The organism is Methylobacterium indicum (assembly GCF_017347565.1).
GTDB classification, from domain to species: domain Bacteria; phylum Pseudomonadota; class Alphaproteobacteria; order Rhizobiales; family Beijerinckiaceae; genus Methylobacterium; species Methylobacterium indicum.
Genome location: NZ_AP024145.1, coordinates 2,171,985 through 2,198,162, shown reverse-complemented (window position 1 = coordinate 2,198,162; position 26,178 = coordinate 2,171,985). Strand labels below are relative to the sequence as shown.

Here is a 26,178-nt window from a genome sequence, read left to right as displayed (position 1 = left end):
TTAGGCCCAGAGGACGCTGCGGCGATTGTCGATCCAGTAGCTCGCCGTGGTCGCTGTCTTGAGCGCCCGGTCGGACGGCGTCTTGGCCTGGACGGCGGCGCGAATCTTGAGGGCGTACGCGACTTGCTTCGGCGAGCCGGTGAGCGACGGCAGCCCCTCGACGGCCGGCTGGCCGTCGCGCTCGATGCGGGCCGCTTCGTCGGCGAGGGCGGCCTTGCGCGCCTCGGCCTCCGCCTTGAGGCGCTCGACCTCGCGACGCTCTGCCTCGATCCGGGCCGCCTCGACCTCGGCGCGGCGGGCTTCTTCCTCGCCGGCCCGGTGGGCTTCGAGGGGCCATAGGCGGGCACAGGCGGCGCGGTACTCGTCGAGCGTGAGCTCCGTCAGCGTGCCGTCGAACGTCGAGAGATAGTAGTCGGCGGAGCGCGACGAGTTGTAGGCGACGCGGGCCAGCGAATAGAGGCGGTCGGGCTTGAGGGTCCACACCACCGAACCAGAGCGGCCCGAGCCGGAGCGGCGGTCGTCGGTCCAGCGCATGCGGTCGCTCGACTTGAACCCCGTCGCGACGGAGACAATGCCGGGGCCGTGCGCGCCGCCGCCGGTGACCTGCCCGTAGAACCGCAGTCCCTTCTCGTCGAGGACGGCGCGACCGCGTCCGAGGTCCAGATGGAGCGGCTCGGGGGTCGTCGGCTCGGGCTCGGACTGCTGCGGCGCAGGCGTCTCGGCCGGCGGCGTCGCGTCGGAACCCTCGCTGTGGCCGATGACGCGCAGTGCCTCCGCGAGGACGGCCTGCGGACCATCGTAGTCCTCGGAGTAGATCAGCACCGAGCCGAGCGTGCGCATGGTGCCGTCAGAGAACGTGAGCAGCACCGTAACCTCGTCTTCGCCGTCGGCGCCGGGGGTCGTGACGGTCGTGTAGGCACCCGTTTCGAATCGGCGCGGGGCAGGGGCCACGGGCGGAAGCGCGGCGATGAACTCGACGAGGTCGAGTTGCACCGGGGCGGGCGCGGGCGGCGTGGCGAGGACGCCTTTGGCGGCGGCCCAGGCGGCGCGCATGCCGGCGCCGATGAACTGGCGGACGGGCTCGGCGGCCTTGGCGGCGGCCTGGCGGGCGCGGGCCCAGGCGTCGCGGAATATGGCGGGGCGGTCGTAGGTGGCGGCTGTGGCCATGGTGTCTGGTCTCCTCGCGGGTTCCAGCGACTCGCTGAAAAACGAGTTCGCGTGTCTCAAATATGTAGACACTGTTAACGGCCTGTCAAGCTCCCTCCAGCTGCCGTGTAGGTCCCTCGCATCCGCTGTCCGTACGCTGTCCCAATCAACGATTCGCGGGGACGGACATGGGTATGGGCAAGGCCATTCAGGTGTCGGAAGGCGCCATCAGGGAAGCGCTCATCAAGGCGGAGGACGATCTCCTCGCCAAGACGGGGCACCGTTTTTTCTTCCGGCTCGACCGGACCGACGAGGCTGGCCTCGAACTTTCGGTGGCCCGCGATGACGGCGCCGAAGCCGAGTTCGAGGTGCCCTATCCCCGGCTCAAGAGGGGAGACGTCTGGCAGGCGCGACCCTGGCTCCGGGGTGAGATGGACAAGATCGTCGAGCGCCTCGCCCTCGGCCTCGACGAGGACGAGCCCCCGCCGCCCGAGCAGCGCTTCGCCGTCGCCATCGTCTTCGGCGGCCGCCCCGACGTCGTCCTGACGCCAGAGCGCGGCGTGCCGGCCGACGAGGCCGTGCGGGTCTACTCGGCCTTCCTCGCCGGGGCCGCGGCCATCGGCGGCCGCCCCGCTCTCCTGCCGCTGGGGGCCTGAGCATGGGCACGTACTGGCACAAGCCCGCCTACGTCGCCGCCGACCGCGACGAGGCCGGCGAGATCCGCGCCGACGCCCTGCGGCCGGGCATCTACTGCGAGGACGAGGCGGCCCTCGCGCAGCTTCGCCGCGGCGCTCACGAGCACAGCCGCATGATGATTGCCACGCAGTTCGGGTGGTCCCTCGAAGGGCGGCCGTCTACCTCTGCACCTCGGCGCAGGCCGAGTTCTTCCGCGCGACCGCGACGAAGGGACCGCCCCCGGAGCCGGAGCCCGATCCGCTCGCCGAGGTCGTGCGGAAGGCCGCCGAGATGCGGCGCCTGATGGAGGCGGCCGAGCGGGCGAAGGACAGCGTCTACGGCCCCGACGGCAAGGTCCACATCGGGGACAGGCGAGGCCGCGTGCGGAGCGTCAGCCTGCCGGAGTTCGGCAAGCGCATGGCGCGGCACACGGAGACCGATGTCGAGCTCGCCATGACGAACCTGCAGATGACGCCCGCCGTCCGTGCGCTGGCCGGGCTTGGGAAGCCGCTGGGGCCGAACCGAGCCGCCCGGCGCGCCGCGGCCGCGCAGGCACGGAGGGGCACATGAGCGCCATAGTGACCATCGAAGACCTGGAGCGCATTCGCGGGGCGGACATGACGGTCGTCGCCTTCCCCGCCTTCGAGCAGATCCGCTCTCTCGTCGCCCGCACGAATCCCGCCGTCGCCCGGGGCGCCGCCCAAGACCGTCTCTTCGCCGACCTCGCCCTTGCCGCCGGCGACCCGGCCGCGACCGCGCGCGCTTGCCGCCGGGCCGACCTCCGCCGCGTCGAGATCGAGCTCATCGCCCCGGCGAGCGACGAGACCCCCGCTTTCGTCCTCGACGCCGTCCTGGATCTCCTCGCCCATGGGGGGTGCATCCGGGACGAGGCGGCCGCCCTGCGGGACGTGCCCGCCTACACGACGTCCCTCGACGCCGCCCGGGCCTACGTCGCCCGCGTGCTCCCCGGCTTCTACCTCGTGTCGGGTTCCTGCGGCGCCACCGGGCACGCGTCCGTCGGCCCCGACTACGACGGCCCGGACGGCGAGCGCCTCCTGCGGGAGTGGCCCCGTGACGGCGTGGCCGAGGTCGGCTGGCACGAGGAGCTCTCCCACAGCGACGGCCCTCACAGGGAGCCGAGGGCCATCCTGGCGGCCGCTGTCCGGGCGCTCGCCCACGCCAACGAGAGGACCTGAGGGCTAATTGGACTTTGCTAGGAGTCCGGGAGGGAATCAGATACGGCCGCTAGGTTGCCCCTTGTCCCAGGACGCCTATGCCGAAGCAATCAGCTGAATCGAAGCCGCAGAAGCAAACGAGCTTCTTAGCGCCGATGCCCTTGTTGAAAATTGATGTCGACGCTCTAAAAATTTGGGGCGAAACGTGGAAAGGTTCCGAAAATTCATCGCCCAGCGACGATATAAAGAAGTCAAAGTCTGATGATCGGTTCGCGATATTTAATGCCGCACAAAAAATCAGGAAAAAAAGCAGAACCACATCACCGGATGCCGAACCGAAGAAGAAGAAGAGTGTCGCAAGTTTTAATAAACAACAAGGCATGCGATTTGGGTTGATTTTTGACGAAGCATTTTCGCTGGCGCTGTCCGATATGCTTGGGGAAATACCTCTTGTTCCTCCGGTAAACAACAGTCTACTGCCTCCGCCACTTTATCCCAATTCCGTTGAATTGGGTAAAACTCGTATCGTAGGTGGGATTCGTCCGCAGAACTATGATGCTGCCTATAGGCCAGACGGACCTCGCATTGTCTATGATAGCAAAACATTAAACGATGCAGAAAGCATTCGCAAGAATTGGCAAAATATGGTCAACGACCTTGCAACTGAGGCATCAACGGTACATACGAGATTTCCCTACTGCATCGTTGCATTCATTGTTGTACTTCCCGAGCCGGCGCTGCACGATCCACAAAAGATGGCCATTATAAGGACGTTGGAGCGTCTCGGGTCACGCGACAATGAGTTGGATCAACATCACCTAGCCGAATCGATTGCACTATGCGTTTGGAATCCAGACACCGGCCAGATAAATCCAAATATTCCGCTTCCAACCAGCAGCCTTCGCATTGAGAACATGCCAAAGAGAATTTATGAATCCTATCTTGATCGCTATCGCAACTTGCCGCCCCACGAGGCGGAGGATGCCGTCGTCTCCGGCGAAGACGAATAAGAGGGCACCATTCTAAAGCAGCAAATCTTTTAGGCTTTGGCCCGGGCCGCTTTGCCGCGTGAAAAGCGGCGGCCTCGCATCCGGTCCCACGCGCCCTTGAGCGTAGCGACGTCACCTTCAGAGAGGCCCATAGCGTCCCGGAGGATCAGGCGGTCGTTCTCGGCGAGCACATCGTTGAGTTTGCCTGCCCGAACGAGCTTATCGCACTCCGCCAGGGGCAGCGCAGCCGCGAGCGCCTGGGCGTCCGGGACGAGCAGTCGCTCGGCTTCGGTGGGTTCGAGTTCAAGCACGCCGCCGCCATAGCTACGACCCTCGATCTCAGCAGAGGCCGCGGTCAGGTGAGTGTAGCTACCGGCCACCAGGACTGCGGCATCGACTGCCCGAGCACGTACGCGGTGGATGGTGTCGGTTGCGGTCGCGTTGGCGCCGTTGAGAACCAGCCGTGGGAAGTCGTGGATCTGGCGGAAAAGGAAAGCGTCCGGGGACCAGATGGCCGGGACGTGGAACCAGGGCTTCCTGATGCTGCACTTGTAGCCGCGGTGGACGTCGTCCGCCTCGCCTTGGGCCACATACGCCGCAGCCGCTGACCCGGGCGTTAGCCCAGCCACGCCCGCCCGGATATCCAGCAGCGTGACCCGCTCGTCGCCGGCTTCGAGCGCAACCCAGTCCTCGTTTGAGAGGCTGGCGCCGCGCAGGTGCGCCGAACGGGATACCAGCCGGCGGGCGAACTTCTTCAGGCGGCGCTGCTCGATCTCGCTGCGCCGGAGGACGAAGAAGGCGTTCGCCCCCGTGACGATTCCTACGTCGACGTCCGCGAGCGTCCCCAGGGGGACGACCCGGCCGTGCTCGCGCAACTCCCGTAGCAGCCCGATCTCGCGTCCGCTTAGGAAATACTTGAGCCACTTCTCCTTGTCGCCTCGGACGTCCTTCTCCTCGGACCGGGACAGCAGGTCGGTCGGTTCCGAGACGAGCAGGTCCCCCACCGTCGCGACCTCGGTCACGGCGACGCGGCAGACGTTGTTCGGCAGCCGCTCCGGCAGGGCGCCGTCGGCCATGAGGAGGACGACCTCCTGCTCGGCCCCCTCGAAGAAGAGCTCGTTGCAGGCGACGATGTCGATGTGCCGGAACTTAGCAGTCAGATAGCTTCGCAACTGCGCGGCGTAGGTCACCTGCAGGAGCTCGGCAGGGATGACCATCGCGAGGCGGCCTCCGGGGCGAAGGGCCTCCGCGGCAGCCACTACGAAGGGCACCCAGATGTTTGTGAGCCTGTTCGGCTTGAACCCGAGCCGCTCCATCATCGCCATAGCGCGGCTGCGGGCCGGTTCCGGAAACGACTGGTACCGGATGAAGGGGGGATTCCCGACGACGGCGTCGAACGCCTCGCCCTCGCGGTTGTCCCACCATGCGAAGAAATCGCCTTCGACGACGGCCTTCGATGCCGCCTTGCCCAAGCTCTCCGCAAGGCCATCCCGTGCCTTGGCGGCTTCGGCCTCGACGAGCTCGACCGCGGTGAGTTGCCGAGCGGATGCTGCAGCGGTTGCCTTGAGCGCCCTCAGACGGCGAGCAGCAGCCGTCGCGAAGGCGCCAGCGCCGCAACTCGGTTCCAGGACCTCGTCGCCCTTCTCGCGGATGGCCCAGGCGCACAGCCACTCCGCCACGCGCGGCGGCGTGTAGTAACCCCCTCGGAGCTTGTCCGCGCTGAGCGCCGCGTACCGACCCTTCGGGTCCGCGGGCTCCGCAACGGGGAACATGAAGTTCATCGGTTGTTCCTGGCCGGGGCGGCACCCGGCGGTGTGCATGCTGATCCCTGGGCTGCCACGATCCGCGTTCCCGATGAAGAAACCTTAACCCACGCGACAGAAGGGCCACGCTGCGGGACTCCGGTCAATCCGGAACCAAGACGCACCTTCGGGATCCAAAGCTTTGTAGCGCGGCCGCCGCATATCGACCCCCGCCGCGATTCGTTCACGCGCTGCGCGGGGCGGCCCCTATCAGGAAGGGCCGCCCCGCGATGCCGCCGAGGTGGGCGCCCGCTACGCCCGGCGGGATGCCGAGCGGTGGGCGGGGAAGGCCGGGCCTACCGGTCGGTGGTCAGGTGCTCGCTGAGGAGGTGGCCCGGACGCTGGTTCTGAGCCCGCCCGTCGCCGAACTGCTCCCAGTGCATCTCCGCGACATCGTAGTCGAGGAGCCGGATGTGGATCATGCGCAGCGCCTGCGACCGCTTGGCCTGCGACATGAGCTGGAGCTTGCCGGCCCCCTTAATGATGCCGAAGTCGGCTCCCCGCCAGGTGCTGGGCTCGCGCCAGACCGCAAAGATCACGTCCGTCTGAGGAGCGATCCGCTTCATGGCGTCGAGCCACGGCTCGCCGCTCGCGTTGACCGCGTCGGTAAATTCGTTCGCCTTGTCGGCGAACTCCTGCACCTGGGCTACAGTCCAGTTGTCCGTGTCGATGATGTACACCATTGCCGCTCTCCCCTGTCTCTCGATGGGGCCACGATGCAGGTGCGCCGTTCGCATTTACCTGAATCGAATTCTTAAAATTCTACTCGTTACTCAAGAATCTGCGTTCACTATTTGGAAAGCTTAACGCCTTCCCGAACAGCGGACGATGACCGTCGACCGGTCCGGGCCGACCATGACGCGGACCACGACCTCGACGAAGCGCCCGGCGCCGGCTCTCCCACGCCCGGGGTCCGGCTGACGGCTTCGACGGGCTCGCGAACGTCCCCGGGCGCCACCGCGGCGCTCCCGCCCTTGAGGTGCCCCGGCCGGACTAGGCGGCTGCCGGGGACCCTGACGCTGGCGGTCGACGGGCCGAGGATCGACCTCGAATCGGCGCACCGCAAAGGGCGCCGCCGACGGGGTAAGACGAGCTATCCCCATGAATTGCGCGGTCGCAGCAGCATGGGCCGCGTGTTGTATCGATGTTGTATAGCGGGGTTTCGGGCCAGAGACGGAGCCATGCGGGGACGGCGGCTAAGCACCTGTCCAGGCTTCAGTAAACGGCTCTGGGGAGAGTGGAGCGGGTGAAGGGAATCGAACCCTCGTATTCAGCTTGGAAGGCTGCTGCTCTACCATTGAGCTACACCCGCGGCCGCCGCTGAGGTAGCACGGCGGATCCGGTTTGAGAAGCGCGGCGGCCGAGGGAATTCCGGCTCCCGACCGCGTCGCGCTCCCCTACTCCACCACCAGCTTGTAGGGCTGGCCGGCGCGCAGGGGGCCGCCCTTGTCGAGGCCGTTGAGGACCTGGAAGCGTTCGAGCGGGCGGTCGACCGCCGTCATGCGCTGGGCCAGGCTCTCGGCGGTGTCGCCGGGGGCGGCGGTGACGATCTGGATGCGCAGGGGCTTGAGGCTGCGCGCCTCGTCCGGCGTCACCAGGGCGATGCTGGACAGCCAGCGGCCGAAGGCCGGCTCCGGGTCGGTGGTGCCCTTGGCGGCCATGATCATCCGGAAGGTGTTGGTGCCGACCCGGATCGCCGCGAGGCGGAAGAACCACTCCTTCCCCTTCGAGACCGCGGTGACGGTCGGGAAACCGTTCACGATCCGGTTCTCGATGCTGCCGGTCTCGATCGCGTCGCTCCAGGTCGCCTTCAGCACCTCCTCGAGCCCCTGGCCGGCATTGGTCTCGACGGCGTCGAACAGGAGGCGGCGGGAGCCGTCCGGCGTGGTGCCGAGTACGGCGCGCGCGGTGTTGTCGAGCCCGAACCCGTCCGGCGCCTCGAAGGCGACGCCGAGGCGCGGGTGGATGAACCGGCGGCCGCGGATCAGGCCGTCGGCCGGGTTGTCGCCATAGGCGATGCCGTCGATCGCCGCGAGGTAGCGGTTGCGGTCGTCGGTGCCGAGGCCCGGGGCGCCGATGCGGCGGGCGGCCTGGGTCACCTGGGTGATGCGCTCGGGCGTGCTCGGATGGGTCGCCAGCATGTCGGGCTCGGCGTTGAGCCCGCCCCCGGCGCGGAGCGCCGTGGTGCGGTTGAGCGCGGTGAGGAAGCGGGCGGCGCCGAACGGGTCGTAGCCCGCGCGGGCGAGCGTGCGCACGCCGGTCTGGTCGGCCTCGAATTCCTGGCTCCGCGAGAAGCGCGCCAGCACGAACCGGGACTGGTCCTGCAGCAGGGCGCCGGTCGCCGGATCGTTGAGCACGTCCGCCACGACCTTGCTGACGAGCTCGGAGCGCAGCGCCATCTCGGTCCGTGCGCTGGCATGGCGCAGGGTCACGTGGGCGATCTCGTGCGCCAGCACCGCGGCGAGCTCCGAGGTGTCGTCGGCGAGGGCCAGCAGGCCGCGGGTGACGTAGATCCGCCCCGTCGGCAGCGCGAAGGCGTTCACCACCGGCGAATCGAGCAGCGTCACCGCGTAGGTCTCGTCCGGGCGCTCGGTCGCCTTGACCAGGCGGTCGGTGACGTCGCTGACGAGGCGGAACGCCGAAGGCGCCCGGTACTCGCCGCCGAACGAGGCGACGAGCTTGGCGTGATCGGCATCGTTGGCCGGCCGGTCGCGCCCGGTGGTGCGCGGCGCCTCCGCCGGCACGACGGCCGCCACCGGCGCCAGCGCCCCGGTCTGGTCCGCGGTGCAGGCGGCGACGAGCAGGGCGAGCGCCGTCGCAGGTCCTGCGACCGCCGCCTGCCCGGCCGGGTTCGTTCGCGTGAAAAGCCACCCCATGGCGTCAGCGCCGCGGCGCCTGCTCCTCGTCCAGCATCTCGATCATCTCGGCCGCGCCGACATCCAGGGTCGGCCCGCGCCAGAGCTCGACGATGCCGCGAGCCCGCACGCGCCGCCCCCGAAGCGCAGCCACAGAGAAACCACGTTCGAGCATGGTCCGCCAAGTGCGTTTCGACACCGTGACCGTCGCACCCTCAGTCCCGAAAGGGGCGAAGTTGAGGTAGGTGCGCCGCGCGCGCTCGCCGACGTTGCGGACGCGGCCCTCCACGACCACAAATCGACCGGCCAAACCGGCGAGACGCGCGCCCTCCTCGGCCGGCACCGGCGGCGCCCCGGCCCAGAGGCCGCGGCCGGCGCGCCGCGCCGTCTCCTCGATCGCCAGGAGGCCCGGGCGGCACAGGCTGTCGCCCTCCCCGGCATCGACCGGCACGAGTCCCATCGCGACCAGCCCGCCCGCGAGGTCGACCGGCGAATCGTCACCGACGGCGTCCTGCGTCACGGCATCGAGGGTGATTCGGCCCCAGCGGTCGGCCTCCGGCGCCTCGCGGGTGGAGAGCGGCCGCCCGACGAGGCGCGACAGCCACGCCCGCGCCGCTTCGGCCGCCGCCGGGTCGTCGGGCCAGCGCACGCCGTCGAGGCGGGCCCGCCGGCCGGAGGCGAGGACGAGCTCGCCCCGGGCGACGACCGAAACGAGCCGATCCTGCCCGGAGACCCGCCCCCGGCAGGCCGGCGGCTCGCGCCCGCGCGGGGCCGCCGCCTGCGCGGCGCCGGCGAGGAGCAACAGGAGACCGGCCATCCCTCCCCGCATGATTCGACCGCCCGCTCCTGGTGGATGCCCGCCCCGTGGCGCGCGCGGCGAGGTTGGCGGAAGCCGGCCGGGATGGTAAGAGGCTCCCCGTGGGTCTCCGTAGCTCAGCTGGACAGAGCACAGGTTTCCTAGGTTCAAATTGGGCGTCGCGCCGGGAAACCGCGCGGCGGATCCGCTCAAAGTCGGGGAAAGCGTCGAGCCGCCTTGGCCTCACGCCGATCCCGAGCCAAGCCCGGACCGCCAGGCCGGGAAGGTGTAGAGACTAGACGGGCGGCACCTAAGGGCATGCAGGCGGACCTGCGGGCCTACGGTGAAGGGATAGTCCAGACCACGAACGCCTCGCGGCGGCGGCGAAAGCCGAAGTGGTATGAAACCTGGGGTCGCAGGTTCGAGCCCTGCCGGGGACGCCACATCCCGCCAAGCCGTCGTGCCGGCTGAGAGTCTGCTGAAATCGGTGCCTTGCGGGCTGCCGGTCCTGCTATCGGTTGGTGCAGACGGGCCATGGGCCTGTTGAACGACATCCTGCGAGACAGGCACGGCACCTGCTATTTCCGGCGGGTGATCCCGGCCGAGCTGTGTCCCTTCATGCCCGCCTCGTAGAGCGGGCAGGCCAGCCTTCGGATCAAGGACCCGGCTGCCGCCAACCGAACTCACGCCCGCCCCCTCCCCCGCTGCGTGGCAGACTTCGAGGACGCCGAGAAGATCAAGCGCGAGGGTCCGGCACGGCCCGGAATGAGGCAGTGGGCCGCTCTCTCCACGGTGGCGGAGATCGAAGTGGACTTCCTCTTCGGGTTCACGGGGCGGAACTGCTCGAAGGCACTCCGCGGCAAGTTTCAGGGCGGTATCCCATGCGACCTCGTCAACGTCCCCGCGTCTAGGAGAGGCTGCTTCCAAACGCTCGGGATAAGGTGCTTGCCGTGGTCAAGCTGCACGAGGATGAGACCTCGGCGGCCTTCAAGCTTTACAAGCCCGACGCCTAGCCCTCCCCCGGGCCTGCACTCACCACCAGCCTCCATGCGCGTCGCTTATCCCAAAGGTCCCACCCGCAGCGATCTCTCCCCCTGCACCCCGGGCCCATCAGGTCTGCGCCGGCTCGGTGGCAGCCTGGTGCCCGCGGCCCCTTCGGGTGCAGGGCTGTCGTCTCTTCGCCCTAGCCCTCATGCCGCTTCCAAACCCTGGATCAGCAGTCCTAACTGTTAACCCGACAGAGGCGCTATACCTTGCCCATGAGTTTGGATTATGGTCAAGTTCGGGGTCAGGATAATCATAAATCATGCTTCCAAATAAAATAGATAATTTGCGTATCGATCTTGAAGAAATCGCGCCTGGAGAGTTTGTAATATTTGCGCATTTTCAGAATAGAAAGATTGCTAGTTTATATCTCAAAGGGGGTCGGCAATATGCTATCGACTGCCTAGAGCTGGCCAGACGGCGCATCTTGTTGACTGTCACCGGAGAGGATGTGGGTGATCTAGGCGAAAAGGTATCGCTGGAACTCGTACGCCTGAGTGCAAACGACTCATAGCTTGCAGGTAAGTTGGTATCGCCTCAATTCTCCCACCGCGCCAGGACCGCCTCTGCCTCCCGTCGGGTTCCCTTTATGCGATAGACCGTCTGCCTGCGATGAACCGTCTGCCGGCCGAGGTCGGTTGCGATGGCGACCTCCGAGACCCCGTACCCCTGGTCTACGCCCTTGCACGGCCTCGAACTGTTCCCGGGTGAAGCTGGGCTTCACCAGTGGCCTGCGCCTGGACCTGTGTCCCGGCTGCCATGACGCCGATCAGGCATCCCTCGTGGATTGCGGCACCGGGTCACACGATCTGTGTACGGAGTTGAGTCCGCAGAGCATTGCTTCATAAGCAAGATTTCAGCCGGACGTCGCTCCCTGGCGGAAAACCACGCATCGCCAAGTCGTTGTTCGGGGTGACATCCTGCCGAGAACCGGCGGGCTGGCACCCTCCGGTCGTGCGTCGGTGGCTGCCTTCGCATCGTGCTTGAAGAGCGAATCGCAGCGCGGCAGGTACCGCACCTGCCATTTTGGTCCCGCCTTCCAGCTGATGCAGGTCCCTGGATGCCTCTCATGGCGCGGGCCAGGCGCTCAAATGCAAGACCTGAGGACGGGGAGTTCTGACGGCCGCCCCGCGATCTCACGCCGCCGGTGCGCAGCCGCGAGCGGGAGGCGCGACAGATGTGCCGTGCTCGATGTGCCTCACCTGCGTCCCGTGCGGGACGGCCGGCATCGCTTGGCTCGCATTGGCCATGTCCGGTCGTCCGGCTTGGGCTCCCTGCCGGTAAACCAAGTTTTCGCATGCAAACGTCTTTTTTAATTGTCCACAGCCAAGGCTCATGTTTTGGAGGATCTAAGTTCAATTAAATGGCCGGCAATAGACCATAAAATTCCTTATCTGGAATTTAATTGTGCAATAAAAAAGGTTATTATACGGGATGACGGCAGTGATATATTTTGCATATAATTAAAAACTTGAGTAGATATTTCATTTTTGGATAATATACTTTCAGATTTCGCGCAGAAGAACTTAGAGCGCGGGGTGTCGAGTCCGAGTCGGTGGCGGCCGCGGCATAGCCGAGCGTTCTGTCATACGTTGCGTGCGGGGTCCCGGCGTGAGTTGTGGCCGCGATGGCCGCACCTGTGGTGCTGCCGCTCGTGGTTCCGGCTGCATCGGTCGTCGGCGCGCAGGCTCTGAAGGGCGCCGTCGTCCCTGCGCTCCTGGCGTGGCTCAGGGCCGGCGATCGGCATTTTGAACTCTACCGGGTGTGGGCGGCAGGCGGACAAAGCAGGCTGCCCCGCTCATCACGAGGCACCGGCCATCGACCTGACGACCGGCCCCTCACTCCTCGCCGAAATCGTCCTCCCCCTCGTTCCCCAATCCGTCCAGCACGTCCAGGCAGCCCTGCAGGATGTAGGCGGCCGCCAGCTTGTCGACGAGCGCGCCGCGGCGCGCCCGGGAGGCGTCGGCCTCCAGCAGGGTGCGGGTGACGGCGGCGGTCGACAGGCGCTCGTCCCAGAAGAGCACCGGCAGGGGCAGGATCGGCTTCAGGTTGCGCACGAAGGCGCGGGTCGATTGCACCCGGGGGCCCTCGCTGCCATCCATGTTGAGGGGCAGGCCGATCACCAGCCCGCCGACGGCATGCTTCGTGGCGATGGCCGCGAGCGCGGCGGCGTCGGGGGTGAACTTGACCCGCTTGATCGTCTCCAGCGGCGAGGCGATCCGGCGCTGCACGTCCGAGAGGGCGAGCCCAATGGTCTTGGTGCCGAGGTCGAGCCCGAGCAGGCGGGCGCCGCCGCGGGATTCGGCCGCGAAGGCTTCGATCGTCTCCCGGTTCACGGACGGCCTCCGCGCCTTAGGTAAGGGGTGCCGGCCCCGCCCCGATGCAGCGCCCGGGCGGTCGGCCGCCGATTCCCGTTCCGACAACATTTTTGCCCGGAGCTCGTCCGATGCGCATCACCTGGTTCGGCCATTCCGCCTTCCGCCTCGATTTCGGGTCCGCCCACGTGTTGATCGATCCGTTCTTCACCGGCAACCCGGCCTTCGAGGGCGACCGCAAGGCGGCGACCGAGGGCGCGACCCACATCCTGGTCACCCACGGCCACGGCGACCATGTCGGCGACACGGTCGAGATCGCCGCCGAGACCGGCGCCAAGGTCGTCACCAACTACGACCTGTGCATGTGGCTCGGCTCGAAGGGGGTCAAGCAGCTCGAGCCGATGAACACCGGCGGCACCGTCGATGTCGGCGGTTTCCGGGTCAGCCTGGTGCGGGCCGACCACTCGGCCGGGATGAGCGAGGCCGGGGTCACGGTGCCGCTCGGGCTGCCCAACGGCGTGATCGTGCGGGCCGAGGGCGAGCCCACCATCTACCACATGGGCGACACCGACATTTTCGGCGACATGGCGCTGATCCAGGAGATCTACCGCCCCGACGTGCTGATGGTCCCGGTCGGCGACCGCTTCACCATGGGGGCCGACACGGCGGCGCTCGCGGTCACGCGCTTCTTCCGGCCGAAGGCGGTCTTCCCCTGCCATTACGGCTCCTTCCCGATCGTCGACCAGAGCGCCGACCGCTTCGTCGCCGCCCTCGACGGCAGCGGCGTGCAGGTGATCGTGCCCCACAAGGGCACCGCCGTCACGGTGCAGTAGGCCGCGTCCGCGGCCGCCCTCCCCCGGGGGCGGCCGGTTCCGATGCGGCGGGCACCGTTAAGGTTAACGAAAGGTTGACGTGGCGGGACCGGACCGGTTGAGATTAACAAACCGTTAATCCGCCGTGTCCCCGCTTCGAGGTCGCCTTGGCCGCCGTCATCCTCCCCTTCGCGCTCTCCTCCGGTCCTCCTCCCGCGCAGGAGGCCGTCCCGCCGGCACGGGGCGCGATGACCCTCGATCTCGACGGGACGGTGAGCCCGCTGCGGGGCCCCCTGCCGGCGGCCAACGGGCGCTTCGGCCACGAGCCCGCCCCGGCCCGCCGGGTGCCCGCCGAGGCGATCCTCGCCATCGGCCGGCGCATCCGCCGGGCGGCCGCCCCGCCGGCGACGGCGCCGGCCGTGGCGGCCGCCCGCTCCGGCATGCCGCGCAAGCACAAGCTGATGCTGCTCACCGCCGCCGCGATCCTGTATACCGGCAGCATGGAGGCGCGCCGGCACTTCAAGCCGCGGGCGGTGCTGATCGAGGTCCCGTCGACCCGGGCGCATGCCATCGCGGCCCTGCCGCTGCGGATGCCGGCCGCCTGAGGCCGGGTGCGCCCGTTGCGGCGGCGCGAAGCCCGGTGCTATAGCGCCGGGCGACCGGGACCCGTGCCCGGATAACGGAATTCCCCCCGAACGGAGTGCCCATGTCGGTCGACGCCAAGACGGTCCGGCGCATCGCGCACCTGGCGCGGATCGCGGTCACCGACGAGGAGGTGGCCCCGCTCCAGGACGAGCTCAACGCCATCCTGTCCTTCGTCGAGCAGCTCGATGCGGTCGACGTGTCGGGCGTCGAGCCGATGACCTCGGTGACCCCGATGGCGATGAAGAGCCGCGAGGACGTGATCACCGATGGCGGCCATGCCCGCGAGATCGTCTTCAACGCGCCTTTGACCGAGGACAACTACTTCGTGGTGCCGAAGGTCGTCGAGTAACCCTCGGGCGTCCCCGCGAGATTCAGGCATCCAGGCGGCCCGCACGGGCCCGCGACAGGACGAAACGATCGTGACCACCAAGCCGGCAGAGCTGACCGACCTCACCCTGGCGCAGGCCCGCGACGGCCTGCGGGCGAAGGAGTTCTCCGCCCGCGAGCTGGCCCAGGCCCATATCGACGCGATCGAGAAGGCCCGCGTGCTGAACGCCTACCTGCTCGAGACGCCCGACCGGGCGCTGGCCATGGCCGACGTCGCCGATCAGAAGCTCGCCGCCGGCGAGGCCCGGCCGCTCGAGGGCCTGCCGCTCGGCATCAAGGACCTCTTCTGCACCCACGGGGTCACCACCACGGCGGCCTCGAAGATCCTCGAGGGCTTCCAGCCGCACTACGAATCCACCGTCACCCACAACCTGTGGCGCGATGGCGCGGTGATGCTCGGCAAGCTCAACCTCGACGAGTTCGCCATGGGCTCGTCGAACGAGACCAGCGCCTATGGCCCGGTGATCTCGCCCTGGCGGCGCAAGGATTCCGACACCAAGCTGGTGCCCGGCGGCTCGTCCGGCGGCTCGGCGGCAGCCGTCGCCGCCCGCCTCTGCCTGGGCGCCACCGCGACGGATACCGGCGGGTCGATCCGCCAGCCGGCGGCCTTCACCGGCACGGTCGGCATCAAGCCGACCTATGGCCGCTGCTCGCGCTGGGGCACCGTCGCCTTCGCGTCGTCCCTCGACCAGGCCGGGCCGATCGCCCGCACGGTGCGCGACACCGCGATCCTGCTCTCCTCGATGTCCGGCCACGACGACAAGGACACCACGTCGGTGAACCTGCCGGTGCCCGATTTCGAGGCGGCGGTGAGCCGCGGCGTCAAGGGCCTGACCATCGGCATCCCGAAGGAGTACCGGGTCGAGGGCATGCCGGCCGAGATCGAGCGGCTGTGGCAGCAGGGCGCCGACTGGCTGCGCGATGCCGGCGCCAAGGTGGTCGAGGTCTCGCTGCCCCATACCCAGTATGCGCTTCCGGCCTACTACATCGTCGCCCCGGCCGAGGCGTCCTCGAACCTCGCCCGCTACGACGGCGTCCGCTACGGCCTGCGCGTGCCCGGCAAGGACATCGCCGGCATGTACGAGGCGACCCGCGCCGCGGGCTTCGGCCGCGAGGTCAAGCGCCGGATCATGATCGGCACCTACGTGCTCTCGGCCGGCTACTACGACGCCTACTACGTCCGGGCCCAGAAGATCCGCTCGCTGATCAAGCGCGACTTCGAGGAGGTCTACGCCTCGGGCGTCGACGCGATCCTCACCCCCACCACCCCGTCGTCGGCCTTCGGGTTCGGCGAGAAGGCCAAGGCCGACCCGGTCGAGATGTACCTCCTCGACGTATTCACCGTGACGGTGAACATGGCCGGTCTCCCGGGCCTCGCGGTGCCGGCGGGCCTCGACGCGCAAGGCCTGCCCCTCGGCCTCCAGCTCATCGGCCGGCCCTTCGACGAGGAGACGCTGTTTGCCGCCGGTCAGGTGATCGAGGAGGCGGCGGGCCGCATCGCCCTGCCGCAGGCGTGGTGGGCGTGAACCACCCCACCGTCCCCTATTACCCGCCCGCCGTCTGGATCATGGCGGCGTTCGATCCGGTGCTGATCGGGCTCGCGCTCTATCTCGGCTGGAAGGCGGACCAGTTCGGCAAGGTCGTTCTTGTCGCGATCATCGCGCTCGTCGCCTCCGTGCTGGTGTCGTGGGTGCTGACCGGGATCGGCGTGCCGTGGCCGGCGCCGATCGGACGCGAACTCCCGACCTTCTTTCCCGTCCGCACCGGCGCGGCGCTGATCTACGCGATCATCGGCTACTCCGCCCGGCGGGTGATCGCGCCGCGCGCTTGACCGGGTGGCATCGCCCTTTCTACTAGGCGCGACCTACCCCTCTCCCGTGTGGGAGAGGGGTAGGGGTGAGGGTGACACGCTTCAGTGTCAATCGCCGAGCGTGGTGCTGGCAGCGGAACGGTTGGAGCCTGCCTTAGAACCGTAGCACCCTCACCCCCTGCCCCTCTCCCACACGGGAGAGGGGGGAATCGCTTGAGAGACCTGACCCTCATGAACGCTCCCGTGAACCCCAAGAAGCTGATCAAGGGCGCGCTGGGCGACTGGGAGGTGGTGATCGGCATGGAGATCCATGCTCAGGTCACCAGCCGCTCGAAGCTGTTTTCCGGCGCGCCGACCGCCTTCGGGGCCGAGCCGAACGACAACGTCTCGCTGGTCGACGCCGCGATGCCCGGCATGCTGCCGGTGATCAACCGCGAATGCGTCGCGCAGGCGGTGCGCACGGGTCTGGGCCTCAAGGCGCAGATCAACCACCGCTCGGTGTTCGACCGGAAGAACTACTTCTACCCGGACCTGCCCCAGGGCTACCAGATCAGCCAGTACAAGAGCCCGATCGTCGGCGAGGGCGAGGTGCTGGTCGATCTGCCCGACGGCGAGAGCATCACGGTCGGGATCGAGCGCCTGCACCTCGAGCAGGATGCCGGCAAGTCCCTGCACGACCAGTCCCCCACCATGAGCTTCGTCGACCTCAACCGGTCGGGCGTGGCGCTGATGGAGATCGTCTCGAAGCCGGACCTGCGCTCGTCGGAGGAGGCCAAGGCCTACGTGACGAAGCTGCGCACCATCCTGCGCTACCTCGGCACCTGCGACGGCGACATGGAGAAGGGCAACTTGCGCGCCGACGTGAACGTCTCGGTGCGCAAGCCCGGCGAGCCCTTAGGCACCCGCTGCGAGATCAAGAACGTCAACTCGATCCGCTTCATCGGCCAGGCGATCGAGGTCGAGGCCCGGCGCCAGATCGCCATCATCGAGGATGGCGGCACGATCGACCAGGAGACCCGCCTGTTCGACCCGACCAAGGGCGAGACGCGCTCGATGCGCTCGAAGGAAGAGGCGCACGATTACCGCTACTTCCCCGACCCGGACCTGCTGCCGCTCGAATTCGACCAGGCCTTCGTGGACGGGCTCGCCGCCGGCCTGCCGGAACTGCCCGACGCCAAGAAGGCCCGCTTCATCGACGCTTACGGCCTGTCGCCCTACGACGCGACGGTGCTGGTGGCCGAGCGCGCCTCCGCCAACTATTTCGAGGCCGTCGCCAAGGGCCGCGACGGCAAGATCGCGGCGAACTGGGTCATCAACGAGCTGTTCGGCCGCCTGAACAAGGAAGGCAAGTCGATCGAGGACAGCCCGGTCTCGGCCGACCAGCTCGGCGCCATCGTCGACCTCATCGGCGACAACACCATCTCGGGCAAGATCGCCAAGGACGTGTTCGAGATCGTCTGGAGCGAGGGCGGCGAGCCGCGCCAGATCGTCGAGAGCCGGGGCCTGCGCCAGGTCACCAATACCGGCGCGATCGAGGCGGCGATCGACCAGATCATCGCGGCCAACCCCGACAAGGTCGAGCAGGCCAAGGCCAAGCCCACCCTGCTCGGCTGGTTCGTCGGCCAGACCATGAAGGCGACGGGCGGCAAGGCCAACCCGGCGGCGGTGAACGCGCTGCTGAAGGCGAAGCTCGGGATCGAGTAGCGCAAGCTCGACGGTGCCCGCTTGAACCCTCCCCCCTCTGCGGGGGAGGGTGGCGCGCGGATGCGAGCGCAGCGGGATCGAAGTCCCGCCGAGAGGGGCAGCGCGACGCTGATCCAGCGAGAGCCCTTCAGAACGGTTCAGTCAATTCTGGAGGCGGTGTCCCCTCTCCCGCCCCGCAGAGGGGGGAGGGTTCGGAGCGTCGCGCCTCGTCCCGCGGCGGATCGCCCCCAGCGCCGACGCTCCCTTGCCGGCCCCCGCCCCGGCTCCATACCCTCGCGGGCGGCCTCCCGGCGGGACGGTCCGCACCTCCCGCGAGGCCGCATGCCCGACCTGTTCAGCCCCTTCACCCTGAAGGACGTCACGCTCCGCAACCGGATCGCGATGTCGCCGATGACCATGCATCGCTCGGTCGACGGGGCGGTGGGCGACTACCACGTCATGCTGTACGGCTCGCGGGCGGCGGGCGGGTTCGGCCTCGTCTTCCCCGAGCAGATCGCCATCACGCCGGAGGGCCGCACCACCAGCGCCTGCGCGGGTCTCTGGGACGACCGGCACGTCGAGGGGCTGGCCCGCGTCACCCGCATCATCAAGGAGATGGGCGGGGTCCCGGCGATCCAGCTCGGGCATACCGGGCGGAAGGGCAGCGAGCAGAAGCCCTGGGAGGGCAAGCTGCAATTGCCGCCCGACCACCCGGACGGTTGGCAGCTCAAGGCCCCCTCCCCGATCTCGTATGGCGGCCGCTACACCTACCCGGTCGAGGCTTTGAGCGTCGCAGAGATCGCCGGCATCCACCGGGCCTACGCGGACGCCGCGCGCCGGGCGGTCGCGGCCGGGTTCGAGTGGCTCGAGATGCATTTCGCCCACGGCTATCTCGGCGCCAGCTTCTTCTCGCCGCTCGCCAACCAGCGCGACGACCGTTACGGCGGCTCCTTCGACAACCGGCTGCGCTTCCACCTGGAGGCGCTCGACGCCGTGCGGGCGGTGTGGCCGGAGCGCCTGCCGCTGACGATGCGGCTCGGCTCCGACGACCTCCACCCCGACGGCGTGCAGTTCGACGAGGCGGTGGCGGCGGTCGCCCGGATGACGGCGCACGGCCTCGACCTCGCCGACCTCTCGATCGGCTTCAACACCGATGCGATGACCGATCCCCCCTTCGCCCGGATGGCCTTCATGGTCGAGCGCGGCGCGCGGGTGCGGCGCGAGGTCGGGATCCCGGTCGGCGTGAGCTGGAATCTCGGCCTGCCGGCTGTCGCCGACCGGGTGATCCGCGACGAACTGATCGACCTCGTCTTTCTCGGCCGTCCGGCCCTCTCGAACCCGCACTGGCCGGTCTGGGCGGCGCGGGAACTCGCGCATCCCGATCCGTTCGCCCTGGTGCCGGAGGATTGGGGCTGGTGGCTGCGCAACTTCCGCGCCCACGAGGCCTGCATCGGCTGGCCTGCCCCGGGCACCGGCGCCGCCTGACCGACCCCGTCCGGGCGAGGCTCGAATCGCCAGCGTCGGCAGCGCCTTGAGCGATAAAATCTCGCGATCGACCGCCGGTTTTTCGGAGATTGTCCGATCATTCCGGCGGTGATGCCAAATATTTTTGGCCATGGCTTGCTATCTGATCTCGCATCAATTATTGATGATAGATCGATTGTTGGCCTGATTACCGAGCCTCTCCGCCGCCTTCCTGCTGGCGCAAGCTCTGCCATTCGCTCCAAATCCGTCGATTGAACCGAGCCTTGGCGCCGCCCGACGGCGTGCCGAGCTCTCTCCTACGCTTGCAGATCATGGATACGACAATGACGACCGGCACCGTGAAGTGGTTCAACGTCCAGAAGGGTTTCGGCTTCATCCAGCCGGATGACGGCGGCAAGGACGTGTTCGTGCACATCTCCGCCGTCGAGCGGTCGGGCATGCAGACCCTCAACGAAGGCCAGAAGATCTCCTACGAGATGGAGACCGACCGTCGCAGCGGCAAGCAGTCCGCCGGCAACCTGCGCGCCGCGTAAGGTCCATCGCTATCGGGATGCGGGTGGCTTCAGCCGCATCTCTCGTCCCGCGCCGCGGCGCGGGCCCGACCTCCAGCAGATTGTTCCTGAGTGAATTTCACGTTCAGTTCCCATTCCCGTCCCGACCAGGCGCGCATCGAGCCCGCCACGTTTCAGGTCCAGCAGATCTGGCAGCATGTCGGCGGCTCGCCGCGCGACGTCAGCCACCTGATCGACCGGACCTACCGCTACCACTCGGTCCGGGAGCTGCATTGGCACCTCGCCGACCGGTTCTCGCGCCCGATCCGCTCCCTCGCCCTCAGCCGGGTCTGAGCGATGGGCAAGTTCAAGGAAGCCCCCCTGGGCGATCGCCTCGGTACCGCCGCGGCGGCCCGGCGGGCGATGCTCGGCCGATTCCAGTCCCGCAGCACCGCCGACGATCCGGCCCTCATCGCCCGCCGCGCCGAGCGCCAGGCCGTCGCGGAGGCACGGGCCACCCGCCAGGCCGAGCGCGACGCCGAGCGCGCGGTCCAGGAGGCCGAGCGGCTCATCCGCGAAACCGAGGCCCGGGCCGAGGAGGCCCGTCAGCGCGAGATCGCTGCAGCTGACGAGATCCGGCTCGCCGCCGAAGCCGCGGTCGCAGCCGAGCAACGCGAGATCGACCAGAAGGCGGCACGCGACGCCCGCTACGCCGCACGCAAGGCGCGCAAGGCGCGCAAGCGGGGCTGATCCCCGGCACCGGGGGCTGCCCCGGCCCCACGTCAATCAGGAAGGGACCGGCCCGATGCCGTACAAGTTCAAGCTTCACCAGCAGGTGCGGATGGTGCGCTCCGGGATCTCCGACGCGCTCGCCAGCGACATCGACGTGTTCGAGGTCGTGCGGCTGATGCCGGAGGATCGCAGCGGCGAGGCCGCCTACCGCATCCGGTCGATGAAGGGCGAGCGCGCCGTGCGCGAGAGCGAGATCGTCGCGCTGCACTGACGGTCGGCACATGGGCGGGGGCAGGCGTCGAGCCTGCGCCTACAGGTAGCTCAGCGCCGGGTGGCGCCCGCCTCGCTTCACCCCCACCATCCACCGGCAGGCCCCGTAGAGCGGCACGGCGAGGAGCGCCGCGATCAGCCAGAGCTGCCACGGCGAACCCGCCGAGACCCGGCCCCCCGCCCCGAAGCCGAGGGCGACGAGGAGGTCGTGGAGCCCGCGCAGCAGCCAGAGATGCGCCAGGTAGAAGAACAAGGGCGCGCCGCCGAACACCGTGAGCCAGGCCAGCCGCCAAGCCGGCAGCGCTTCGAGCAGCACGAGCAGCACGAGGCCGATGCCCAGGGTCGCGAGCAGGAAGTCGGCCGAGGGCGGGTACTTGGTGAGGTTCAGGAACGACAGGATGGTCGCGCCGAGATCCGTCCCGGCCCGCCACGGCGTCGGATCGCCGTAGCCGTTGAGGCCCCGCAGCACGAGGAACGACGCCATCGCGGCGGCCCCGAGGGCAAGCAGCCGGCGTCGGCGAGCCCCCGCCTCCAGGGCGTAGTACGGCCCGAGCGCGAAGCCCGCGGCTGCGACGCCGATCCACGGCAGGACCGGGTAGGAGGTGCGGGCGACGCCCCAGGGCAGCGGGATGAAGCCGCGCTGGTGGAGGATCGACCACGGGATGATGCCGGGGTGGTCGGGCGGGAGCACGATTCCGTCGAGGAGGTTGTGCCCGAGCATCAGGACGAGCGCGACCGCGATCAGGACCGGGCGGGGCAGCCGGATCAGACCGGCGAGCGCGATCATGCTGAGCCCGATCGCCCAGATCACCTGCAGGTAGAGGATCGGCGGCAGCAGGCTCCGGGTCCAGGCGAGGTTCACGAGCGTGAGCTCGAGCACGATCAGGAACAGGCCGCGGGTGAGGAGGAAGCGCTCGGTCGCCCCCGGCCCGTGGCGGCCGGCATGGAGGTGGGCCGACAGCCCGGTGAGCAGCAGGAAGACCGGCGCGCACAGATGCGCGGTGAGCCGCGTCGCGGCGAGGCCCGGCGGCGTCACGGCGAGGTCCATCGGATCGCGGACCTGGGCGTGCAGGAAGAAGAACTCCCGGACGTGGTCGACCAGCATTAGCAGCATGACGAGGCCGCGCAGGGCGTCGATCGCGGCGATGCGCGGCGGGCGGAGTCCCGTGGTCACGAGGCGGTCTCGTCGGCGAGGCGCGACAGGAGCCGGCGCACGTCCGGCGGCGTCCAGACCCGGCCGCCGCGGGGCTTGGGGATGCCCCGCCGGGTCAGGGACGCGGCGATGCCCTCGGGCGTCGCCCCGGCCTCCGCCGTGATGGCGGCGAGCACCGGGGCGAGGCGCTGGCGGTAGTGCCGGGCGCGGGCGGCGGCGGCGTCCCGGCCGGCATCGCCCCGGCGGGCGGGCGCGCCCACATCGCCCCGGCGGACGGGCATGCCCATCAGAACCGCACCGACAGGGTGCCGGTGAAGCGGCGCGGCGTACCCGGAAACACCCGGAAGACGTTGAGCGAGCTCGCGTAATAGGTGGTGTCGAAGACGTTCTCGACGTTCAGGCCGAAGCGAAAGTTCTCCCACTTGTAATAGGCCAGCGCATCGACGGCGATGTAGCCCGGAAGCCGGAACGCGCCGCCATTCGCGTCGCCGGCCCGCTCGCCGACCGCCCGCGCGCCGCCGCCGATGCCGAACCCCTTCCAGGGGCCCTCCTGCGCCTCGTAGACCGCGAGCAGGCTGCCGGAATGGCGCGGCACGTTGATGAGGGGAGCGCCGACCGGCAGCACGTTGTCCTTGGTGACCACAGCGTCGGCGAAGACGTAGCCGGCCAGGACCTTGACCGAGGGCGAGAGCTGGCCGGCCGCCGTGAACTCGAAGCCCTGGCTGCGCACCGCGCCGGCGGCGATCGAGAAGCCGCTGTTGTTGGGATCGGCGGTGAGCACGTTCTGGCGCTCGACCCGGAAGGCGGCGCCGGTCAGGCTCAAGGCGCCGCCGAAGAGGTCGAGCTTGGTGCCGACCTCGTAGCCGAGGCCGGTCTCCGGCGCGAACGGGCCGTTGAACGACGAGGCCGCGGCGTCCGGCCCGATATTCGGCCGGAAGCTCGTGCCGACATTGGCGTAGAGCGACAGCTCCGGCAGCGGCTGGTAGACGAGGCCGGCGCGGGGCGTGGCGGCAAAGTAGGTCTGGTCGTTCCGGACCCCGGTGGTGCGCTCGCGGAACGCCTGCTCGAAGAAATCGAACCGCACGCCGACCATCGCCTTCCACTCGGGCGACAGCGCGATCTGGTCCTGGGCGTAGAGCGCGGTGTTGGTGACCTGCTCGAAGCCGTTGGTCTGGCGCGTGTAGTTCGGAAGCGGCCGGCCGTAGACCGGGGCGTAGATGTCGAGCGAATACGGGTTCTGGCGGGTATTGGAGCGGATCTGCTGGTAGGTGCCGTCGGTGCTCTCGCGCTCGAAGCCGAGCAGCAAAGTATGGCCGATCCCGGCGGTGTCGAAGCGCCCGACCAGTTCGGCCTGGCCGAGCGCGATGTCGGCGCGGTAGTTGCGGTAGTTGCGGTCGCGCAGGACGGTGCGGTTGTCGGCGGCGATGCCCCGCACCTCGACCGCCTCGCCGGTGAGCGAGTTGGAGTTGAGATAGGTGGCAAGCCGCATCTGCCAGTCGGCGTCGAAGCGGTGGTCGACCCGGATCTGCATCGAGTCGTTGGTCTGGTAGATGCTCTGGCCCGGCTCGCCGAGGAAGCGCGAGATCGGCAGGAAGCCGAGCCGGTTGTCGATCGCGATGACGCCGCGGTCGAACACCGTGCGGTTGCGCAGGAACTCGGTCTCGACCGTCACTTTCGTGTCGGGCGTGATCTGCCAGCTCACGACGGGAGCGACGAACAGCCGGTCGCCGTCGACGAAATCGCGGAAGCTGTTCTGGCGCCCGGCCGCGAGGTTGAAGCGGTAGAGGAGCGTGCCGTCCTCGTTGAGCGCACCGCCGGAATCGACCGTGCCGCGGACCTCCTCGAACGAGCCCCACAGCCCGCCCATCTCGACGAAGCGTTCGCGCGTCGGCTGCTTGGTGATGATGTTGACGAGGCCGCCCGGGTCGCTGCGCCCGAACAGGCCGCCGCCGGGACCCTTCAGCACCTCGATCCGCTCGACGTTCTGGGTGTCGGGCGGCGGCGGGAAGCCGCGGTTGAGCGGGAATCCGTTCTTGTACAGTTCCGAGGTGGTCACGCCCCGGATGGCGTAGCTGAAGATAGTCAGCCCGCCGAAATTGTTCTGCAGGGCGACGCCCGGCGTGTAGGTCAGGACCCGATCGACGCGGGTGGCGGCGAGATCGGTGATGACCTCCCGCGGCGCCACGGTGACGACCTGCGGCACGTCGCGCTGGGGCGTGTCGGTCTTGGTGCTGCTGACCGCCCGGTCGGCCCGGAAGCCCGCACTCGGACCGATGAGGCCGATCGTGCCGGCGGCGGTGCTCGCGGGTATCGGCCGGCCCGGCGCCGGGGCGGCCCCCTCCACCACCACCTCGTCGAGGGCGATGCTCTCCTGGGCGCCCGCCGGCTGTGCCGCGAGGCCGAATGCCATCGCGCCCGCCAGGGCGGCGCCGGGATGACGACGGCGGGAGCGTGCGGGGGTGGGGAGACGCGAACGGGTTCTCACGAAACACACTCGAAGTTGCCGTGCCGTACGGTTCGAGCGAGCGACGGGCCCTGCCCCGCACCTGTCGCGCGGCAGCCGGATCCGGGCGCTCCCCCGGGCCGCACCGCCCGCAGGACGTGACCGCGCCGAAACGCGGCGCGTACCGAAGGCAGGTCTCCTGGCTCGCGGATCGTCGCTCCCGCCTGGCCTTCCCGGTGCAGCGCACCAGTGACCGTCGGCGGCGGGATCTCTCCGCTCACAGTTGCGGGGGCAGCCTCGGCATCGCTCGCGACGAGCTCACCGAGTTCCCTCTTAGCCCGCGGGCATGACGCCCGGGGAACCTTGGCGGCAACAGCCATGCCATGACAGTCCGGCGGCAGCAATATGCCAGATGCGAATTGTAATAACGTTGCGCGCTTTGTGTCCGTGGAAACACACGGGGTTGCGCGCCGTCGGGGTCAGGGCTGGTCGGTCTGTCGCAGGTAGGAGGCCGTGGCCGGGTGGAGCCACTCCGCCGGGACGGCGGCCGCGAGGTCCCGGGGATCGCTCGGCCGCTCGTTCGGCAGGCGCCGGGCGAGCGCCGGCTTCGCCTTGTCGATCGCCGCGACGAGACGGGCGACGGCCGCCGGATCGAGGCCGGGCTTGCCCAGGACGAAGCTCCAGGACCCCACCGTGTCGATCGCCTCGGTCTGGCCCGGGAAGGTGGCGGGCGGCACGGTCATGCGGCGCAGGGACGGGCTCGCGGCCAGGATCGCCGGAATCGCGCCGGCCGGCGGACCGAGGAAGCGGGCCCCGCCCGGGGCTTGCGCGACCGCCCGGAAGCCCGGCCAGCCGGTGCCGCCGCCGAACAGCGCCGCGGCGCGCCCGTCGCGGAGCATCGCCGGGCCGTCTCCGGCATGGTCGAGGAGGATCGGGCGGATGTCCTGCTCCGGGTCGAGCCCGGCGCCGCGCAGGATGGTGCGGGCCATGGCGGTGAGGCCGGAGCTGCGGGTCCCGAGCGCCACCGGCCGGCCGCGCAGATCGGTAAAGGCCGTGACCGGCCCGTCCGCCGGCACCACGAACAGGCCGGGCGCCGCGTAGACCGGGGCGACCACGGCGATCGCCGGCGCGGCACCCTGCCCGGCCAGGGCCTCGTAGGCGTACTCGCCCTGGACGAGGCCGAGATCGACCTGCCCGCTCCGCAGGAGGTCGAGGTTCTCGGTCGAGCCCTTGCTCGCCCGCAGATCGAGGGTGATGTCCGGGTTCACCTCCCGGATCGCCGCCGCCAGCGCCTCGCCATAGGCCGGAAACCCGCCACCCGGCGTGGCGGTCGCGAGGACGAGATGCAGGTTTTCGCCGGCCCGATGCTTCTCGGCGAGAGGTTCCTCGGCATGAGCGGGCGGGCCGGCGAGGCCGAGCAGGGCCAGGACCGCGATCACGCGACCTCGCGACGGGCGCCTCGACCTCCGG

The 26,178-nt window shown here is 69.0% G+C and carries 26 protein-coding genes, 1 tRNA gene and 1 riboswitch; of the genes, 16 read left to right on the top strand and 11 right to left on the bottom strand.

Features of this window, described 5'->3' with window-relative positions:
- The gene (locus miv_RS10215) at positions 1 to 1,167 is read right to left on the bottom strand and encodes a hypothetical protein (RefSeq protein ID WP_207182540.1); all 1,167 of its coding nucleotides are present in this window, start codon (positions 1,165 to 1,167) and stop codon (positions 1 to 3) included.
- Positions 1,168 to 1,340: 173 nt separating this feature from the next.
- Here miv_RS10215 and miv_RS10210 point away from each other — a divergent pair, with 173 nt between their 5' ends.
- The 4 genes from miv_RS10210 to miv_RS10195 all read left to right on the top strand — a co-directional run bounded on the left by miv_RS10210 (position 1,341) and on the right by miv_RS10195 (position 4,006).
- On the top strand, positions 1,341 to 1,802 hold the full coding sequence (locus miv_RS10210; protein WP_207182538.1) for a hypothetical protein: 462 nt from the start codon (positions 1,341 to 1,343) through the stop codon (positions 1,800 to 1,802).
- Positions 1,803 to 1,977: 175 nt separating this feature from the next.
- A complete protein-coding gene (locus tag miv_RS10205; RefSeq protein WP_207182537.1) occupies positions 1,978 to 2,391 on the top strand; it encodes a hypothetical protein in 414 nt (137 codons plus the stop codon).
- Positions 2,388 to 3,017 (top strand): hypothetical protein, encoded by a 630-nt coding sequence (locus miv_RS10200; RefSeq protein WP_207182535.1) that lies wholly within the window; start codon positions 2,388 to 2,390, stop codon positions 3,015 to 3,017. The genes miv_RS10205 and miv_RS10200 overlap by 4 nt, the downstream gene beginning before the upstream one ends.
- A 77-nt stretch (positions 3,018 to 3,094) precedes the next feature.
- Entirely contained in the window at positions 3,095 to 4,006 is a 912-nt protein-coding gene (locus miv_RS10195; protein ID WP_244748940.1) for a hypothetical protein, read from the top strand.
- Positions 4,007 to 4,035: 29 nt separating this feature from the next.
- On the opposite strand, the gene miv_RS10190 is transcribed toward miv_RS10195, so the two are convergent.
- From miv_RS10190 to miv_RS10170, 5 genes are all read right to left on the bottom strand, one after another.
- Positions 4,036 to 5,766, bottom strand: coding sequence for an Eco57I restriction-modification methylase domain-containing protein (locus miv_RS10190; protein ID WP_207182533.1), 1,731 nt, complete (start codon positions 5,764 to 5,766; stop codon positions 4,036 to 4,038).
- A 317-nt stretch (positions 5,767 to 6,083) separates the two neighbouring features.
- A complete protein-coding gene (locus miv_RS10185; RefSeq protein WP_207182531.1) occupies positions 6,084 to 6,470 on the bottom strand; it encodes a hypothetical protein in 387 nt (128 codons plus the stop codon).
- A gap of 555 nt (positions 6,471 to 7,025) precedes the next feature.
- A tRNA-Gly gene (locus miv_RS10180) sits at positions 7,026 to 7,099 on the bottom strand.
- Positions 7,100 to 7,184: 85 nt separating this feature from the next.
- Positions 7,185 to 8,663, bottom strand: coding sequence for a M48 family metalloprotease (locus miv_RS10175; protein ID WP_048429485.1), 1,479 nt, complete (start codon positions 8,661 to 8,663; stop codon positions 7,185 to 7,187).
- Positions 8,664 to 8,667: 4 nt separating this feature from the next.
- Positions 8,668 to 9,459, bottom strand: coding sequence for a DNA-binding protein (locus miv_RS10170; RefSeq protein ID WP_244748938.1), 792 nt, complete (start codon positions 9,457 to 9,459; stop codon positions 8,668 to 8,670).
- A 1,285-nt stretch (positions 9,460 to 10,744) separates the two neighbouring features.
- On the opposite strand from miv_RS10170, the gene miv_RS10165 reads away from it, so the two are divergent.
- Positions 10,745 to 10,996 carry a hypothetical protein gene (locus miv_RS10165; RefSeq protein WP_207182527.1) on the top strand — a complete coding sequence of 84 codons (252 nt, stop codon included), beginning with the start codon at positions 10,745 to 10,747 and terminating at the stop codon, positions 10,994 to 10,996.
- A 1,324-nt stretch (positions 10,997 to 12,320) separates the two neighbouring features.
- Here the strand turns inward: miv_RS10165 and ruvX are convergent.
- Positions 12,321 to 12,818: a Holliday junction resolvase RuvX gene (gene ruvX, locus miv_RS10160; protein WP_048429483.1), complete on the bottom strand. Its 498-nt coding sequence runs from the start codon at positions 12,816 to 12,818 to the stop codon at positions 12,321 to 12,323.
- Between the two features lie 110 nt (positions 12,819 to 12,928).
- Here ruvX and miv_RS10155 point away from each other — a divergent pair, with 110 nt between their 5' ends.
- The 11 genes from miv_RS10155 to miv_RS10105 all read left to right on the top strand — a co-directional run bounded on the left by miv_RS10155 (position 12,929) and on the right by miv_RS10105 (position 21,113).
- A complete protein-coding gene (locus miv_RS10155) occupies positions 12,929 to 13,630 on the top strand; it encodes a metal-dependent hydrolase (protein ID WP_207182526.1) in 702 nt (233 codons plus the stop codon).
- A gap of 146 nt (positions 13,631 to 13,776) precedes the next feature.
- A complete protein-coding gene (locus miv_RS10150) occupies positions 13,777 to 14,214 on the top strand; it encodes a hypothetical protein (protein WP_207182525.1) in 438 nt (145 codons plus the stop codon).
- A 101-nt stretch (positions 14,215 to 14,315) separates the two neighbouring features.
- Positions 14,316 to 14,603 (top strand): Asp-tRNA(Asn)/Glu-tRNA(Gln) amidotransferase subunit GatC, encoded by a 288-nt coding sequence (gatC, locus tag miv_RS10145; RefSeq protein WP_048429481.1) that lies wholly within the window; start codon positions 14,316 to 14,318, stop codon positions 14,601 to 14,603.
- Between the two features lie 70 nt (positions 14,604 to 14,673).
- A complete protein-coding gene (gene gatA / locus miv_RS10140; RefSeq protein ID WP_207182524.1) occupies positions 14,674 to 16,167 on the top strand; it encodes an Asp-tRNA(Asn)/Glu-tRNA(Gln) amidotransferase subunit GatA in 1,494 nt (497 codons plus the stop codon).
- Positions 16,168 to 16,208: 41 nt separating this feature from the next.
- Complete coding sequence (locus tag miv_RS10135) at positions 16,209 to 16,472, top strand: hypothetical protein (RefSeq protein WP_048429488.1); 264 nt, start codon at positions 16,209 to 16,211, stop codon at positions 16,470 to 16,472.
- 210 nt (positions 16,473 to 16,682) lie between these two features.
- On the top strand, positions 16,683 to 18,155 hold the full coding sequence (gatB, locus tag miv_RS10130; RefSeq protein WP_207182523.1) for an Asp-tRNA(Asn)/Glu-tRNA(Gln) amidotransferase subunit GatB: 1,473 nt from the start codon (positions 16,683 to 16,685) through the stop codon (positions 18,153 to 18,155).
- Positions 18,156 to 18,476: 321 nt separating this feature from the next.
- Positions 18,477 to 19,619, top strand: a complete 1,143-nt coding sequence (locus miv_RS10125) for an oxidoreductase (RefSeq protein WP_048431134.1) — start codon at positions 18,477 to 18,479, stop codon at positions 19,617 to 19,619.
- Between the two features lie 323 nt (positions 19,620 to 19,942).
- Positions 19,943 to 20,152 carry a cold-shock protein gene (locus miv_RS10120; RefSeq protein WP_048431135.1) on the top strand — a complete coding sequence of 70 codons (210 nt, stop codon included), beginning with the start codon at positions 19,943 to 19,945 and terminating at the stop codon, positions 20,150 to 20,152.
- Positions 20,153 to 20,242: 90 nt separating this feature from the next.
- The gene (locus miv_RS10115; RefSeq protein ID WP_048431136.1) at positions 20,243 to 20,464 is read left to right on the top strand and encodes a hypothetical protein; all 222 of its coding nucleotides are present in this window, start codon (positions 20,243 to 20,245) and stop codon (positions 20,462 to 20,464) included.
- A gap of 3 nt (positions 20,465 to 20,467) precedes the next feature.
- On the top strand, positions 20,468 to 20,860 hold the full coding sequence (locus miv_RS10110; protein ID WP_207182522.1) for a DUF6481 family protein: 393 nt from the start codon (positions 20,468 to 20,470) through the stop codon (positions 20,858 to 20,860).
- A 55-nt stretch (positions 20,861 to 20,915) separates the two neighbouring features.
- Positions 20,916 to 21,113, top strand: coding sequence for a hypothetical protein (locus tag miv_RS10105; protein WP_048431137.1), 198 nt, complete (start codon positions 20,916 to 20,918; stop codon positions 21,111 to 21,113).
- A gap of 39 nt (positions 21,114 to 21,152) precedes the next feature.
- On the opposite strand, the gene miv_RS10100 is transcribed toward miv_RS10105, so the two are convergent.
- From miv_RS10100 to miv_RS10085, 4 genes are all read right to left on the bottom strand, one after another.
- Entirely contained in the window at positions 21,153 to 22,226 is a 1,074-nt protein-coding gene (locus miv_RS10100; protein ID WP_207183453.1) for an acetyltransferase domain-containing protein, read from the bottom strand.
- Positions 22,227 to 22,282: 56 nt separating this feature from the next.
- A complete protein-coding gene (locus tag miv_RS10095; protein WP_207182521.1) occupies positions 22,283 to 22,552 on the bottom strand; it encodes a hypothetical protein in 270 nt (89 codons plus the stop codon).
- Positions 22,552 to 24,675 carry a TonB-dependent siderophore receptor gene (locus miv_RS10090; protein WP_207182520.1) on the bottom strand — a complete coding sequence of 708 codons (2,124 nt, stop codon included), beginning with the start codon at positions 24,673 to 24,675 and terminating at the stop codon, positions 22,552 to 22,554. The genes miv_RS10095 and miv_RS10090 overlap by 1 nt, the downstream gene beginning before the upstream one ends.
- 205 nt (positions 24,676 to 24,880) lie before the next feature.
- A riboswitch (cobalamin riboswitch) is annotated at positions 24,881 to 25,089 on the bottom strand.
- 98 nt (positions 25,090 to 25,187) lie between these two features.
- Positions 25,188 to 26,147, bottom strand: coding sequence for a TAXI family TRAP transporter solute-binding subunit (locus tag miv_RS10085; protein WP_244748937.1), 960 nt, complete (start codon positions 26,145 to 26,147; stop codon positions 25,188 to 25,190).
- Positions 26,148 to 26,178 lie beyond the last annotated feature (31 nt).

What these genes read in the sequence shown, in the direction of transcription:
- miv_RS10090 (WP_207182520.1), bottom strand. Translation starts at nt 24,675, where the DNA reads ATGGCATTCGGCCTCGCGGCACAGCCGGCGGGCGCCCAGGAGAGCATC.
- miv_RS10125 (WP_048431134.1), top strand. Translation starts at nt 18,477, where the DNA reads ATGCCCGACCTGTTCAGCCCCTTCACCCTGAAGGACGTCACGCTCCGC.
- gatC (WP_048429481.1), top strand. Translation starts at nt 14,316, where the DNA reads ATGTCGGTCGACGCCAAGACGGTCCGGCGCATCGCGCACCTGGCGCGG.
- miv_RS10165 (WP_207182527.1), top strand. Translation starts at nt 10,745, where the DNA reads ATGCTTCCAAATAAAATAGATAATTTGCGTATCGATCTTGAAGAAATC.
- miv_RS10185 (WP_207182531.1), bottom strand. Translation starts at nt 6,470, where the DNA reads ATGGTGTACATCATCGACACGGACAACTGGACTGTAGCCCAGGTGCAG.
- miv_RS10195 (WP_244748940.1), top strand. Translation starts at nt 3,095, where the DNA reads ATGCCGAAGCAATCAGCTGAATCGAAGCCGCAGAAGCAAACGAGCTTC.
- miv_RS10120 (WP_048431135.1), top strand. Translation starts at nt 19,943, where the DNA reads ATGACGACCGGCACCGTGAAGTGGTTCAACGTCCAGAAGGGTTTCGGC.
- miv_RS10105 (WP_048431137.1), top strand. Translation starts at nt 20,916, where the DNA reads ATGCCGTACAAGTTCAAGCTTCACCAGCAGGTGCGGATGGTGCGCTCC.
- miv_RS10175 (WP_048429485.1), bottom strand. Translation starts at nt 8,663, where the DNA reads ATGGGGTGGCTTTTCACGCGAACGAACCCGGCCGGGCAGGCGGCGGTC.
- gatB (WP_207182523.1), top strand. Translation starts at nt 16,683, where the DNA reads ATGAACGCTCCCGTGAACCCCAAGAAGCTGATCAAGGGCGCGCTGGGC.
- miv_RS10170 (WP_244748938.1), bottom strand. Translation starts at nt 9,459, where the DNA reads ATGGCCGGTCTCCTGTTGCTCCTCGCCGGCGCCGCGCAGGCGGCGGCC.
- miv_RS10200 (WP_207182535.1), top strand. Translation starts at nt 2,388, where the DNA reads ATGAGCGCCATAGTGACCATCGAAGACCTGGAGCGCATTCGCGGGGCG.
- miv_RS10155 (WP_207182526.1), top strand. Translation starts at nt 12,929, where the DNA reads ATGCGCATCACCTGGTTCGGCCATTCCGCCTTCCGCCTCGATTTCGGG.
- miv_RS10100 (WP_207183453.1), bottom strand. Translation starts at nt 22,226, where the DNA reads ATGCTGCTAATGCTGGTCGACCACGTCCGGGAGTTCTTCTTCCTGCAC.
- miv_RS10135 (WP_048429488.1), top strand. Translation starts at nt 16,209, where the DNA reads ATGGCGGCGTTCGATCCGGTGCTGATCGGGCTCGCGCTCTATCTCGGC.
- miv_RS10110 (WP_207182522.1), top strand. Translation starts at nt 20,468, where the DNA reads ATGGGCAAGTTCAAGGAAGCCCCCCTGGGCGATCGCCTCGGTACCGCC.
- miv_RS10210 (WP_207182538.1), top strand. Translation starts at nt 1,341, where the DNA reads ATGGGCAAGGCCATTCAGGTGTCGGAAGGCGCCATCAGGGAAGCGCTC.
- miv_RS10215 (WP_207182540.1), bottom strand. Translation starts at nt 1,167, where the DNA reads ATGGCCACAGCCGCCACCTACGACCGCCCCGCCATATTCCGCGACGCC.
- miv_RS10095 (WP_207182521.1), bottom strand. Translation starts at nt 22,552, where the DNA reads ATGGGCATGCCCGTCCGCCGGGGCGATGTGGGCGCGCCCGCCCGCCGG.
- miv_RS10190 (WP_207182533.1), bottom strand. Translation starts at nt 5,766, where the DNA reads ATGAACTTCATGTTCCCCGTTGCGGAGCCCGCGGACCCGAAGGGTCGG.